We start from the raw sequence: 12,802 nt of genomic DNA, 5'->3' as shown, positions 1-12,802 counted from the left end.
GATGGGCGACCGCTGGCACGTGGAGGTCGACCGGTCGGTGTGCATCGGCTCGGCCCAGTGCCTCCACCACGCCCCGGCGGGCTTCCGCCTCGACCCCGCCCGCCAGTCCCACCCGACCGCCTCGGACACGGACGCCAACGAACGGATCCTGGCAGCGGCCGAGAACTGCCCGGTGGAGGCGATCGCGATCACCCTGCGGGACAGCGGGGAGGCGGTGTTTCCGCCGGAGGACTGAGCGGACCCGCGCCGTGTCGGCCTCCTCGCCGGCGGTCGCGGCCATCCGGTGGGTGGGGCCATCCGGTGGGTGGGGTGTGCGGCCGCTGATCAGCGAGGATGCGTGGCACCAGGTCCTCCGGCGGCCGCCGGGTCGTCGTCACCCGTGCGGCCCCCCCGGGCCCGGGTTTGGGGGCCGCCAGGCCGTCCGCGCCCGCACGGCCCCCGCGGGGTAGGCTCCTGCGGTTCGATGGGACGGCGGGCGGGAGTGACGTGCACGAGTTCGAGGCCGAGCGGCTGGTCGAGGAGGCCTACAGGGCCTGGGACGCCCAGGACTGGGCGGTCGCGGCCGGGCTCCTGGAGCGCGTGCTCGCGCATCACCCGGACGCGCCGAAGAGCCCGGTGTGGTGGTACGACGCCGCGCTCGCCCACAAGTTCCTGCGCAACTGGGCGAAGGCGTACGAGCTGGGCCGCGAGGCCGCCGCCCGGGCCCCGCGCGGCGAAGGCGATCCGGCGTACTGGAACCTGGGCATAGCGGCCACCGTCCAGCGCGACTGGGCCACCGCGCGCCAGGCGTGGGAGGGCTTCGGCATCCGGCTGCCGGAGGGGGAGGGCGAGATCGAGGGACGTTTCGGTGCCGCCTGCGTCCGGCTGGACACGGGCGGGGAGCGGGAGGTCGTCTGGATCGACCGGCTCTGCCCCACCCGCGGCCGGGTCATGAACGTGCCGGGAAGCGCCGGCCGCAGGTTCGGCGAGATCGTCGTACACGACGGCGAGCCGAAGGGCCGCCGGGTCGTCGACGGCCGGGAGTACCCGGTCTTCGACGAACTCCTCCTCTTCGAGTCCTCCGACCTGCCGACTCTCACGGTGACGGTGCACGCGGCCGAGGCCGGCGACGTCGAGGCGCTGGTCGACCTGTTCTCCGGCCACGACTACGGCGCCGAACCCGCGAGCAGCTTCGAGCTGCTGTGCGCCTGCTGCAGCGAGGGCACGCACGAGCGGGAGCGGCGGGTCCACGCGGGCGGCCAGCAGGTGCTCCTGGCCGCCCCCGAGCGGGAGGCCCGCCGGCTGCTGGAGGAGTGGGCCGGACGGACCGGGAGCGGACGGAGCTGGACCGGGCTGGAGCCGGTCGGCTGAGGCGCCGGTTTCCGCATGTTGGCAAATGGTGGGAATTGGACGGTTCCGTCAGCGGTGTCCCGTTCTATCCTGGAATCAGCCTACGAGGCGAGTGAGGGAGTCCCACCGGAGTAGCCGACTTGGGCGAGACGCACAAGCATCCGCCCGGGCCGACAGCGACGGTAGGGCTGAGAGGCCGGAAGGCAGCAGTCAGGCCGTACGGCGACCCCCAGAACCTGATCCGGACCATGCCGGCGAAGGGAACCCGTCTCGTAGGTCTTTTGCGTGCGCGTCCCGGGGGCCCTGCGGGTTTCGCCCGGAGTCCGGGGGGACTGCCGGTCACCGTTCAGCTGCCCGTCCTGCTCGCCGCGCTCGTCTTCCTCGCCGTCTACGCCGGGGTCGTCCTGCCCGCCGTATGGTCGCGCCGGCCGGCCGGGCGCACCGCGGCGCTCGCGGCGCTCGACCGGCTCCTGGGGTCGCTGCGGCGCCGGCGGCGGGGGTGATCGGACGCGGGGCGGACCCGTGCGGCCGGTCGGTGCGGGGGCGGACCCGTGAAGTGCGGTCGATGCGGGGGCGGACCCGTGCGGCCGGTCAGGTGCGGGGGGCCGGCTCGGTCAGGTCGATCAGGCGGCACACCGTCTCGATGTCGATCTTCACCTGGGCGATGGAGGCCCGGCCCGACAGCCAGGTGATGAGGGCCGAGTGCCAGGTGTGCTCGATGACCCGGACGGCGGACAGCTGCTCGGGGGTCGGGTCCGCCAGGCCCATCGCGTCCAGGATGATCGCGGTGGTCTGGCGGGAGACCTGGTCGACCTCGGGCGAGACGCTGCGGTCGGCGAAGGTGAGCGCGCGGACCATCGCGTCGGCCAGGTGCGGCTCGCGCTGCAGGGCCCGGAACGCGCGCATCAGGGTCTCGGCGACCCGCTCGGCCGCCGTGTCACCCGCGGGCGGCTTCTTGCGCAGGGTGCCGTGCATGTGCTCCAGCTGGTCCTGCATGGTGGCCACCAGCAGGTGCACCTTGGACGGGAAGTAGCGGTACAGCGTGCCGAGGGCCACCTGGGAGGACTCGGCGACCTCGCGCATCTGCACCGCGTCGAACCCGCCCCGGCTGGCCAGCTGCGCGCTGGCGTGCAGGATCCTGCGCCGGCGGGCCTCCTGCCGCTCGGTGAGGGGTGACGAGGCCGGGCGCGAGGTGCTGGCTTCCGCAGGCATGGGTCCCGTTCCGTGACAGTCGGTGAGGGTGTCGGCAGGGCTCGTGATCAGACAGGACGGCAGGGTCGCGGGTCGTGGCGTGAATCACCTGATCCACTGCTCACAGCGCCCCTACCTGCCGGTAGATTCAGAGCCTCTTGAACGATCAAGTCTGAAACTTGTTCTAGATTAGCGTCCCGTCGTAGTCTCGCGGGACAGTGCAGGCAGAAGGGGGCACGGAGTGACCGCTGAGGCCCGGGAAGCGGGTCCCGATCAGGAACCCGCTGCCGACGGCGAGCGACCGCTCGACATCGCGCTCCTCACCTATAAGGGGAACCCGTTCTGCGGGGGCCAGGGCGTCTACGTGCGGCACCTCTCGCGCGAGCTGGCCCGGCTCGGCCACCGCGTCGAGGTCATCGGCTCGCAGCCGTACCCCGTCCTCGACGAGGGCTTCCCCGGTCTCACCCTCACCGAGCTGCCCAGCCTGGACCTCTACCGCCAGCCCGATCCCTTCCGCACCCCGAAGCGGAACGAGTACCGGGACTGGATCGACGCCCTCGAGGTCGGGACCATGTGGACCGGCGGCTTCCCCGAGCCGCTGACCTTCTCGCTGCGCGCGCGCCGGCACCTGCGCGCCCGGCGCGGCGAGTTCGACGTCGTCCACGACAACCAGACCCTCGGCTACGGCCTGTTGGGCGACATCGGCGCCCCCCTGGTCACCACGGTCCACCACCCCATCACCGTGGACCGGCAGCTGGAGCTGGACGCCGCCGGCACCTGGCAGCGCCGCTACTCGGTGCGCCGCTGGTACGCCTTCACCCGCATGCAGAAGCGCGTCGCCCGCCGGCTGCCCTCGGTCCTCACCGTCTCCGGCAGCTCCCGCCAGGAGATCGTGGACCACCTCGGCGTCCGCGACGACCGCGTCCACGTCGTCCACATCGGCGCCGACACCGACCTGTTCGCGCCGAATCCGGCCGTCCCCGAGGTACCGGGCCGGATCGTCACCACCTCCAGCGCGGACGTCCCGCTGAAGGGCCTGGTGTTCCTCGTGGAGGCGCTCGCCAAGGTGCGCACCGAGCACCCGGCCGCGCACCTCGTCGTCGTCGGCAAACGCCCGCAGGAGGGCCCGGTCGCGCAGGCGATCGAGCGGTACGGCCTCGCGGGCGCCGTCGACTTCGTCAAGGGCATCTCCGACGCCGAACTGGTCGACCTGATCCGCTCCGCCCAGGTGGCCTGCGTGCCCTCCCTGTACGAGGGCTTCTCGCTGCCCGCCGCCGAGGCCATGGCCACCGGCACCCCGCTGCTCGCCACCACCGGCGGCGCGATCCCCGAGGTCGCCGGCCCGGACGGGGAGACCTGTCTGGCCGTACCGCCCGGCGACGCGGGCGCGCTGGCCGCCGGGCTCGTCCGGCTGCTCGGCGATGCGGAGCTGCGGGTGCGGCTGGGCCGGGCGGGCCGCGAACGGGTGCTGCGCAACTTCACCTGGGCCCGCGCCGCCGAGGGCACGGTCGCCCACTACCGCGAGGCCATCGCCCGCTCCGCGGGCCCCCACCGCCCCGCGGCCGGCCACAGCCGTCCCGCGGCCCCGACCAACGGCCGCTCCGCGGCCCCGGCAAGTGTTGCAGGCGTCTCCTCCGAAAGCAGGGCCACGTGCTGACCGTCGACTTCTCCCGGTTCCCGCTCGCCCCCGGCGACCGTGTCCTGGACCTCGGCTGCGGGGCCGGCCGGCACGCCTTCGAGTGCTACCGGCGCGGCGCCCGGGTCGTGGCGCTGGACCAGAACGGCGAGGAGATCCGCGAGGTCGCCAAGTGGTTCGCGGCGATGAAGGAGGCCGGGGAGGCCCCGGAGGGCGCGACCGCCACCGCGATGGAGGGCGACGCGCTCGCCCTGCCCTTCCCCGACGACTCCTTCGACGTCGTCATCATCTCCGAGGTGATGGAGCACATCCCCGACGACAAGGGCGTGCTCGCGGAGATGGTCCGCGTGCTCAAGCCGGGCGGCCGCATCGCGGTCACCGTGCCGCGCTACGGCCCCGAGAAGGTCTGCTGGACGCTGTCCGACGCCTACCACGAGGTCGAGGGCGGCCACATCCGCATCTACAAGGCCGACGAACTGGTCGGGAAGATCCGCGAGGCGGGCCTGAAGCCGTACGGCACCCACCACGCGCACGCGCTGCACTCGCCGTACTGGTGGCTGAAGTGCGCGTTCGGCGTCGACAACGACAAGGCGCTGCCGGTGCGGGCGTACCACAAGCTGCTGGTCTGGGACATCATGAAGAAGCCGCTCGCCACCCGGCTCGCCGAGCAGGCGCTGAACCCGCTGATCGGCAAGAGCTTCGTGGTCTACGCGACCAAGCCGCACCTGCCCGGGCTCGCCGAGACCGACGGGGTGGCCGCCAAGTGACCACCCCCCGGACGGAACACCTCGTCCTGCCCGGGGTCCTCACCGCCGAGCAGGCCGCCGCGACCGTCCGCGGCATCCTCGCCGTGCAGCGGGAGGACGGCGCGATCCCGTGGTTCCGCGGGCACCACCTCGACCCGTGGGACCACACCGAGGCCGCCATGGCCCTGGACGCGGCCGGCGAACACGAGGCCGCCGAGCGGGCCTACGACTGGCTCGCCCGGCACCAGAACGAGGACGGCTCCTGGTACGCCGCCTACGCCGACGGCGCCCACGACGAGGTCACCGACCGCGCCCGCGAGTCCAACTTCGTCGCCTACATAGCCGTCGGCGTCTGGCACCACTACCTGTCCACGGGCGACGACACGTTCCTGGACCGGATGTGGCCGACCGTGTACGCGGCCGTCGAGTGGGTGCTGCGCCTCCAGCAGGCGGGCGGGCAGATCGGCTGGCGCCGCGAGGACGACGGCACGCCCACCGCGGACGCCCTGCTGACCGGCAGCTCCTCGATCCACCACGCCCTGCGCTGCGCCCTCGCCATCGCCGAGGAGCGGGAGGAGCCGCAGCCCGACTGGGAGTTGGCCGCCGGGGCGCTGCGGCACGCCATCCGTTGCCACCCCGAGCGCTTCCTGGACAAGGACCGCTACTCGATGGACTGGTACTACCCGGTCCTCGGCGGCGCGCTCACCGGAGCGGAGGCCAAGACCCGCATCGAGGCCGACTGGGACCGGTTCGTCGTCCCCGGGCTCGGGGTGCGCTGCGTGGTGCCCAACCCGTGGGTGACCGGCGGCGAGTCCGCCGAACTCGCCCTGGCCCTGTGGGCGATGGGCGAGTCCGACCGGGCTCTGGAGATCCTCCAGTCCATCCAGCACCTGCGGGACCCGGAGAGCGGCCTGTACTGGACGGGCTACGTCTTCGAGGACGACGCGATCTGGCCCCGCGAGCTGACCACCTGGACGGCGGGCTCCCTGCTGCTGGCCGTGGCCGCACTGGGCGGCCACGACGCCACCTGCGCGGTGTTCGGCGGCGGCCACCTGCCGGCGGGGCTCGATCCCGACTGCTGCCGCTGAGCGGTCAGTGCCGGTGCATCCGGTTGGCTACCGCGTGGCCCACGAACAGGTAGACCACGGCGGCGAGGCCGTAGCCGGCGACCACCCGCGCCCATGCCTCGTCGAAGGTGAACAGGTCGTGCGACCACCCGGCCAGCCAGGAAGCCGCGTCGTGGACGAACTGGACCAGGCTGTTGGCCCGGTTGGCGTCCAGCAGGTACATCAGGATCCACAGGCCGAGTATGAGCGCCATGATGTCGGCGACGATCGCGATGACCGTCCCGGCCTGATTCGCACCGTTGCGATATCGAGGGGACATACCTTCCGGATTGCCGGGCGACGGCCGGTGAAACCAGGACGGCACCCGGACGGCCCCCGGAAGGCACCCGTACGGCGTCCCCCGGGTGGCGGATCCGGCGGGTCCGGGTGAGGCTGCCGGAGGAAGCAGACCGCTCGGGGAGGACACGTACGGAGGACCTCGTGCCCGTACCGATACGGCGCCTCGTCGTGGCGCTCACCCTGTGCTGTGCACTGGTGGCCGGTGCCACCGCCTGCGGTGGCGAGCAGGCGAGTACCAGGAGCAGCACGAAGAGCAGTGCGCAGCCGTCGGGGGAGGTGCGGGCCGAGCCCGCCGCCGACACCCCCAGCCCGACCACGTCCGTCGAACGCCAGAAGTTCGCCAAGACCCGGTTCGTGGCGAACGCGGGCCTCGCCGCCGGCGCGACCTACCAGTGGATCGTGAAGCCCTGGAAGGCCGGCAAGTTCAAGAAGGGCGCCAAGGGCCGCAGAACGACCCTGATCAAGGCCGGTCTCGCCGGTGCCTTCGCCTACAACCGGCTCAAGGCGGCCCAGAAGAACGCCCAGGCCGACCCGACCCTCTCCAAGGCGCTCGCGCCGCTCACCGCCGCCATCGAATCCCTGAAGAGCCTGCCGTCCAAGCTCCGCAGCGGCGACGGGAACGCGGCGAGCCTGTTCAACGACGTCATCGGTGACGTCAAGGACGCGGGCAAGAGCGCCGGCGCCCCGGTCCAGGACCAGGTGCCCTCCGGCTCCCAGCTGGCCAAGGGCTAGGAGTTCAGCTCCGCCAGCACCCGCAGGCTGTGCGGGTCCGGGGACAGGGCCAGCAGGTCCGTCACCGGGCCCGCGCGCCACAACTGCAGGCGTTCGGCGATGCGTTCGCGCGGGCCGACCAGGGAGATCTCGTCGGCGAAGGCGTCCGGCACGGCCAGCACGGCCTCCTCACGGCGTCCGGCGAGGAACAGCTCCTGGATCCGCCGGGCCTCGGCCTCGTACCCCATGCGGGCCATCAGGTCGGCGTGGAAGTTGCGGGCCGCGTGTCCCATCCCGCCGATGTAGAAGCCGAGCATGGCCTTCACGGGCAGCAGTCCTTCGGCCACGTCGTCGCACACCTGCACCCGGGCCATCGGCGCCACCAGGAACCCCGCGGGCAAGGTGCGCACCACGTCCCCGTACACCTCGGGGCGGCTCGGCGCCCAGTACAGCGGCAGCCAGCCGTCGGCGATGCGGGCCGTCTGGGCGACGTTGCGCGGTCCCTCGGCGCCGAGGAGGAGGGGGAGGTCGCGGCGCAGGGGATGGGTGATCGGCTTGAGCGGCCTGCCGAGGCCGGTGCCGTCCGGCCCCCGGTAGGGGAGGGGGTGGAACCGCCCGTCCACGGCCACCGGCGCCTCCCGGCGCAGCACCTGCCGTACGACGTCGACGTACTCCCGGGTCGCGGTCAGCGGCGATGCAGGGAACGGGCGGCCGTACCAGCCCTCGACCACCTGCGGCCCGGAGAGGCCGAGCCCGAGGAGCACGCGTCCGCCGGAGAGGTGGTCCAGGGTGAGCGCGTGCATCGCGGTGGCGGCCGGTGAGCGGGCGGCCATCTGCGCAACGGCCGTACCCAGCCTGATCGTCGAGGTCTGCGCGGCGATCCAGGTGAGCGGGGTGAAGGCGTCGGAGCCCCAGGACTCCGCCGTCCACACCGAGTCGTAGCCGAGCCGTTCCGCCTCCCGGGCGAGCGGCACATGACGGGCGTCGGGACCGCGCCCCCAGTACCCGAGTGCGAGACCGAGCCGCATGCGCCTGCCTCCTGACGAACCGTCAGACACCAGCCGGGAGCCGACTGTACGACAACGGCCCCCCGCCCGGAAGGGCGAGGGGCCGGTGCGGCACGGCGGGCGGTTCAGCCGCGCTGGATGCCGGAGGTGTCCTGGAGCACGCCACGGCGGCCGTCCTGGGTCTGCGCGACGAGCGCGGCACCGCGCTGCTCGACGGCCAGGTACCAGGTGCCCGGGGCCAGTTCGGCGATCGGCGTCGGCGAGCCGTCCTCCGCGAACAGCGGGCGGGTCACCGGTACGGCGAACCAGAACGGCGAGAAGTCCGCGGTGGCCGGCTGCGGCGCCGGGGCGGCCTGCGCGGCCGGAGCGGCCGGCGGCTGCTGCCCGTACGGCTGCCCCGGCTGCGGCTGCGCGCCGTACGGCTGCTGCGGCTGGGCGCCCGGGTAGCCGTAACCACCGGGCGGCTGGGCGCCGTAGGGCTGCGGCGCGGCCGGCTTGGCGGCCGGGAGCAGGGGGGCCTGGAGGGCAGGGACCAGGGGGGTGGCGATGGCCGCGGCCGACAGGACAAGAGCCGCGATGAACCCGAGGATCAGGCCGGCACCGGCGTCCAGGTTGTCGAGGTCGATCAGCGTCCACAGCAGCGTCCAGGCGGTCAGGATCGCGAACGCGGTGCCGACGGCGGCGAGGTCGAGCCCGGCCACCTTGCGCGGCTGCGGCAGGCAGCGGTTGGCGACGATGAGAACGGCACCGATGACCGCGCCCATGTAGGTGCCCAGGCCTGTGCCCAGGTTTTCCCACGCGTTCTTGCCGACTTCGGTGCCGTAGCCGGAGAAGGTGTAGAAATTGAGGAACGACGCGATGAACAGCACCACCGCTGCTCCGATCACCACGCCGTCGCCTCTAGTGAGGGAGCGGATATTCACTTCAGGTCCTTCGTAGGTCGTCTCGTCGTCGGTAGACACTATCGCCCGCAAGATCCGGCTGTCCGGCCGGTTCCGCCTACCGGTCACGACTCGCGCAGGAAACTCACGATTCCCTCAGAGATCCCCTGCGCCGCCCGCTGCCGCCAGGCGCCGCTGGTCAGCAGTGCCGCGTCCTTGCTATCGCGCATGTTGCCGCACTCGATGAACACCTTGGGAACCGTTGACAGATTGAGACCACCCAGGTCCGTCCGCGTGACGAAACCGGTACCGTCGCCGAGGTAGTTGGAGGGCGGCTCGCCCGTCTCGCGGAGGAAGTTGCCCGCGATGCGCACCCCGAGGTCGTGGGACGGGCCCACGATGGGGCGGGTGTCGGCGGCACCGGCGTGCACCGAGCCCGGCAGGATGACGTGGAAGCCGCGGTTCCCATCGGCCGAGCCGTCGGCGTGGATCGAGATCGCCGCGTCCGCGCGCGCGGTGTTGCCGATCCGGGCCCGCTCGTCCACGCACGGGCCCCACGCCGGGCTGTCGCCGTCGCGGGTGAGCTTCACCGTGGCGCCTTGCCGTTCCAGCAGCGTCCGCAGCCGGTGCGCCACGTCGAGCGTGAACTCCGCCTCGGTGTAGCCGTCGTTGGTGGACGTCCCGGTGGTGTCGCACTCCTTGCGGTTGGTTCCGATGTCCACCTGGCGGTTGATCTCGGCCGTGTGCCGGAAGTTGCCGGGGTTGTGTCCCGGGTCGACGACGACGACCTTGCCCTTGAGCGGGCCGGTGCCGCCGGGCCGGGCGGAGGGCGAGGCGGACGCCTTGGCGTCGTCCCCCGGGGAGGCGGCCGGCGTCGCGGGGGACACCGTGGCGCTGCGCGGGACGGGCGCGGGGGAGGCCGTACGGTCCTTGCCGTCCGGGCCGCCGCCCACCGCCTCGTACACCAACCAGCCGAGCAGCGCGCCGGGCACCAGCGCGGCGAGCGCCACGGTCAGCGGGCCGCGCCGGGGCCGGCGCTGCTGCGGGGGATCGAAGTCCGGTCCTGTGTACGACACGTCTGCGACTCTAACCGGGGCGTCAGATCCCCGCTCCCGTTCGCCGCAGGACACGCAGGGAGCCGGTCGCCGACACCTCCGTGAACGCCCCGGAACGAAGGGCCCGCAGGTAGACCCGGTACGGCGCCTGGCCGGTGAACTCGTCCTCCGGATGGGGGAAGACGTCGTGGACGGCCAGCAGCCCGCCCTCGGCGACGTGCGGCGCCCAGCCCTCGTAGTCGGCGGTGGCGTGCTCGTCGGTGTGGCCGCCGTCGATGAACACGAACCCGAGCGGGGAGTTCCAGACCGCGGCGATCTGCGGGGACCGGCCGACGAGGGCGACCACGTGCTCCTCCAGGCCCGCCCGGAACAGCGTGCGCCGGAAGGCCGGGAGCGTGTCCATGAGGCCGATCTCGGGGTCGACCGTCTCCGGGTCGTGGTAGTCCCAGCCGGGCTGCTGCTCCTCGCTGCCCCGGTGGTGGTCGACGGTCAGCGCCGTGACCCCGGCCGCGCGGGCCGCGTCGGCCACCAGGATCGTGGACCGCCCGCAGTAGGTCCCCACCTCCAGCACCGGCAGCCCGAGCCGGCCGGCGGTGACGGCGGCGTCGTACAGGGCGAGCCCCTCGTCGAGGGGCATGAACCCCTTCGCCGCCTCGAACGCGGCCAGGATCTCGGGCTTGGGAGCGGCGGGCATGGGGCGCCTTTCGGTCGTACGTCGGTCCGACCGCCCATGCTGCCGCACCCCCCCGCCGACTGGATGACAGGGGGTGCGTGAGCGAGGGGCGCGGGGCTCTGCCGGACTTGCGGCTCCGCCCCGTGGGCGCGTCGAGCGGCGACGGCGAGCCGCCGCGAGACGGCGTCCCGGGGTGCGGCGCTAGGCGCTCACCGTCTCCCCCGGCAGCGAAAGATCCAGGTCGACAGCCCGCTCCGCACCGGAATGCGTCACCGAGGAGGCCAGCGGCCCATGGCCGGAGGCCTTCGCGGCCAGCACGTACGCCCCCTCACCCGGCACCGCCAGCACATAGCTGCCGTCCGCCGCGGAGAGGGTCGCGCCGGCCTGCCGCCCCCGGCGGTCGATCAGGGTGACCTTGGCCCGGGCGACGGGCGCGCCGCCGGCGTCGAGGATCCGTCCCCGGAACCCGCGCAGCGCCTCCTCGGCCCGCTCCAGGTTGGCGTCCTCCTCGCTGCTCGCCCGCAGCTGCGTGTGCTGCGGGGCCGGCCGGGCGGCCCTGGGCAGGCACAGCGCGAGCAGCAGGCCCACCGCGACGGCGGCCGTGGCGATCAGGAAGGAGACCCGGAAGCCGTGCATGGTCGGGACCGCGACGCCGCCCACGTCGTTCGCGGTGTTGGCCAGCACCATGCCGATGACGGCGCTGGACACCGACGTACCGATGGACCGCATCAGGGTGTTCAGGCCGTTGGCCGCGCCGGTCTCCGAGGCCGGGACCGCGCCGACGATCAGCGCGGGCAGCGAGGAGTAGGCGAGGCCGATGCCCGCGCCGAGGACCACGGAGGTGACGACCGTCTGCCAGGCGGCGTCCATCAGGCCGAGGCCGCCGCCGTAGCCGATCGCGATGATCAGCAGGCCGACGATCAGGGTGACCTTGGGGCCGTAGCGGGCGGACAGCCGGGCGTAGACCGGCGCCGTGAACATCATCGTCAGGCCCAGCGGGGCCACGCACAGGCCCGCGACGACCATCGACTGGCCGAGGCCGTAGCCGGTGGCGGTGGGCAGCTGGAGTAGCTGGGGCAGGACGAGGGAGACGACGTAGAAGCTGACGCCGACCATGATCGAGGCGAGGTTGGTGAGCAGCACCTCGCGGCGCGCGGTGGTGCGCAGGTCGACCAGGGGCGCCTGGACGCGCAGCTCGAACACGCCCCACAGCAGCAGGACGACGGCGGCCCCGGCGAACAGGCCGAGCGTGGTGCCCGACGACCAGCCCCAGTCGCTGCCCTTGGTGATGGGCAGCAGGAGCAGGACCAGGCCGGTGGACAGGCCCAGCGCGCCGAGCAGGTCGAAGGAGCCCTCGGCGCGCATCGGGGACTCCGGCACGGTGAGGAGGGTGAGGACGATGGCGAGCGCGCCGAGGCCGGCGGCGCCGTAGAACAGGGCGTGCCAGTCCGTGTGCTGGGCGACCAGGGCCGCGGCGGGCAGCGCGAGGCCGCCGCCGACGCCGATCGAGGAGCTCATCAGGGCCATGGCCGAGCCGAGCTTCTCGCGGGGCAGCATGTCGCGCATCAGGCCGATGCCGAGCGGGATCGCGCCCATGGCGAAGCCCTGCAGGGTACGGCCCACGATCATGGTGAGCAGCTGGCTGGTGACCGCGCTGACCAGGGCGCCGGCCACCATCACGGCGAGGCTGAGGATCAGCATGCGGCGCTTGCCGTAGAGGTCGCCGAGCCGGCCCATGATCGGGGTGGCGACGGCGCCGGACAGCAGGGTCGAGGTGAGCACCCAGGTGGCGTTGGTGGGGGCGGTGTCCAGGAGCTGCGGCAGGTCCTTGATGACCGGCACGAGCAGCGTCTGCATCACCGCGACCACGATGCCCGCGAAGGCGAGCACGGGGACGACGGCGCCGCCCGCTCTCCGGTTGGGCTGGTCGGTCGTCGTGTCTGGCATGGGGTGAGGCCTTCCGCGTGTCATAAGTGCCGGGTAAACCTCGTATGCACAGGCAACTATTCCGTTGCTTCGGGCCTCTAACGAATCCTTGACCCTTTCATGAGATTCTGACGTGGCGTCAGGAGCGGGGACTTGATGGAACACGTTCCAGTCGGGTGCGTCATGGTGCCGGGTGGAACACCGCGCTGGAGGGCACAGACCTCGCCTGCATCGGCATGGA

Annotated in this window: 14 protein-coding genes; 7 read left to right on the top strand and 7 right to left on the bottom strand. The window is 72.9% G+C overall.

Translation table 11 applies throughout. From position 1 onward, the window contains the following. Nucleotide 1: 1 nt before the first annotated feature. The 3 genes from S1361_RS12860 to S1361_RS12850 all read left to right on the top strand — a co-directional run bounded on the left by S1361_RS12860 (nt 2) and on the right by S1361_RS12850 (nt 1,832). Nucleotides 2-235, top strand: coding sequence for a ferredoxin (locus tag S1361_RS12860; protein WP_208031992.1), 234 nt, complete (start codon nt 2-4; stop codon nt 233-235). A 251-nt stretch (nt 236-486) separates the two neighbouring features. After that, nucleotides 487-1,350: a tetratricopeptide repeat protein gene (locus S1361_RS12855; RefSeq protein WP_208031991.1), complete on the top strand. Its 864-nt coding sequence runs from the start codon at nt 487-489 to the stop codon at nt 1,348-1,350. Nucleotides 1,351-1,610: 260 nt separating this feature from the next. Beyond that, nucleotides 1,611-1,832 (top strand): hypothetical protein, encoded by a 222-nt coding sequence (locus S1361_RS12850; RefSeq protein ID WP_208036973.1) that lies wholly within the window; start codon nt 1,611-1,613, stop codon nt 1,830-1,832. Nucleotides 1,833-1,920: 88 nt separating this feature from the next. On the opposite strand, the gene S1361_RS12845 is transcribed toward S1361_RS12850, so the two are convergent. After that, a complete protein-coding gene (locus S1361_RS12845) occupies nt 1,921-2,541 on the bottom strand; it encodes a TetR family transcriptional regulator (protein WP_208031990.1) in 621 nt (206 codons plus the stop codon). A gap of 220 nt (nt 2,542-2,761) precedes the next feature. Here S1361_RS12845 and S1361_RS12840 point away from each other — a divergent pair, with 220 nt between their 5' ends. The 3 genes from S1361_RS12840 to S1361_RS12830 are packed head-to-tail and all read left to right on the top strand — an operon-like array spanning nt 2,762 to nt 5,990. Further along, on the top strand, nt 2,762-4,177 hold the full coding sequence (locus S1361_RS12840; protein WP_208031989.1) for a glycosyltransferase family 4 protein: 1,416 nt from the start codon (nt 2,762-2,764) through the stop codon (nt 4,175-4,177). Then, nucleotides 4,171-4,923: a class I SAM-dependent methyltransferase gene (locus S1361_RS12835; RefSeq protein WP_208031988.1), complete on the top strand. Its 753-nt coding sequence runs from the start codon at nt 4,171-4,173 to the stop codon at nt 4,921-4,923. Before S1361_RS12840 ends, S1361_RS12835 begins: the two co-directional genes overlap by 7 nt. Further along, nucleotides 4,920-5,990 (top strand): prenyltransferase/squalene oxidase repeat-containing protein, encoded by a 1,071-nt coding sequence (locus S1361_RS12830; RefSeq protein WP_208031987.1) that lies wholly within the window; start codon nt 4,920-4,922, stop codon nt 5,988-5,990. Before S1361_RS12835 ends, S1361_RS12830 begins: the two co-directional genes overlap by 4 nt. A 4-nt stretch (nt 5,991-5,994) precedes the next feature. Here S1361_RS12830 and S1361_RS12825 read toward each other — a convergent pair whose 3' ends face one another. Next, nucleotides 5,995-6,288 (bottom strand): hypothetical protein, encoded by a 294-nt coding sequence (locus S1361_RS12825; protein WP_208031986.1) that lies wholly within the window; start codon nt 6,286-6,288, stop codon nt 5,995-5,997. A gap of 161 nt (nt 6,289-6,449) precedes the next feature. Here S1361_RS12825 and S1361_RS12820 point away from each other — a divergent pair, with 161 nt between their 5' ends. Then, nucleotides 6,450-7,040, top strand: coding sequence for a hypothetical protein (locus S1361_RS12820; RefSeq protein WP_208031985.1), 591 nt, complete (start codon nt 6,450-6,452; stop codon nt 7,038-7,040). Here S1361_RS12820 and S1361_RS12815 read toward each other — a convergent pair. From S1361_RS12815 to S1361_RS12795, 5 genes are all read right to left on the bottom strand, one after another. Then, complete coding sequence (locus S1361_RS12815) at nt 7,037-8,047, bottom strand: LLM class F420-dependent oxidoreductase (protein WP_208031984.1); 1,011 nt, start codon at nt 8,045-8,047, stop codon at nt 7,037-7,039. The genes S1361_RS12820 and S1361_RS12815 overlap by 4 nt on opposite strands. A 104-nt stretch (nt 8,048-8,151) precedes the next feature. Further along, entirely contained in the window at nt 8,152-8,949 is a 798-nt protein-coding gene (locus tag S1361_RS12810; RefSeq protein ID WP_243769160.1) for a DUF5336 domain-containing protein, read from the bottom strand. Nucleotides 8,950-9,032: 83 nt separating this feature from the next. After that, nucleotides 9,033-9,983 carry an N-acetylmuramoyl-L-alanine amidase gene (locus S1361_RS12805; RefSeq protein WP_208031983.1) on the bottom strand — a complete coding sequence of 317 codons (951 nt, stop codon included), beginning with the start codon at nt 9,981-9,983 and terminating at the stop codon, nt 9,033-9,035. 22 nt (nt 9,984-10,005) lie between these two features. Then, entirely contained in the window at nt 10,006-10,656 is a 651-nt protein-coding gene (locus tag S1361_RS12800) for a class I SAM-dependent methyltransferase (protein WP_208031982.1), read from the bottom strand. 180 nt (nt 10,657-10,836) lie between these two features. Further along, entirely contained in the window at nt 10,837-12,582 is a 1,746-nt protein-coding gene (locus tag S1361_RS12795) for an MFS transporter (protein WP_208031981.1), read from the bottom strand. Nucleotides 12,583-12,802: the final 220 nt, after the last annotated feature.

The sequence above is a fragment of the Streptomyces cyanogenus genome, from assembly GCF_017526105.1.
Taxonomy (GTDB): domain Bacteria; phylum Actinomycetota; class Actinomycetes; order Streptomycetales; family Streptomycetaceae; genus Streptomyces; species Streptomyces cyanogenus.
The sequence above is the reverse complement of the archived record's forward strand: the minus strand, read 5'-3'. Positions and strand labels throughout refer to the sequence as shown.

Coding starts and splice junctions, on each gene's coding strand:
- S1361_RS12860 (WP_208031992.1), top strand. CDS start 2: ATGGGCGACCGCTGGCACGTGGAGGTCGACCGGTCGGTGTGCATCGGC.
- S1361_RS12845 (WP_208031990.1), bottom strand. CDS start 2,541: ATGCCTGCGGAAGCCAGCACCTCGCGCCCGGCCTCGTCACCCCTCACC.
- S1361_RS12825 (WP_208031986.1), bottom strand. CDS start 6,288: ATGTCCCCTCGATATCGCAACGGTGCGAATCAGGCCGGGACGGTCATC.
- S1361_RS12815 (WP_208031984.1), bottom strand. CDS start 8,047: ATGCGGCTCGGTCTCGCACTCGGGTACTGGGGGCGCGGTCCCGACGCC.
- S1361_RS12800 (WP_208031982.1), bottom strand. CDS start 10,656: ATGCCCGCCGCTCCCAAGCCCGAGATCCTGGCCGCGTTCGAGGCGGCG.
- S1361_RS12795 (WP_208031981.1), bottom strand. CDS start 12,582: ATGCCAGACACGACGACCGACCAGCCCAACCGGAGAGCGGGCGGCGCC.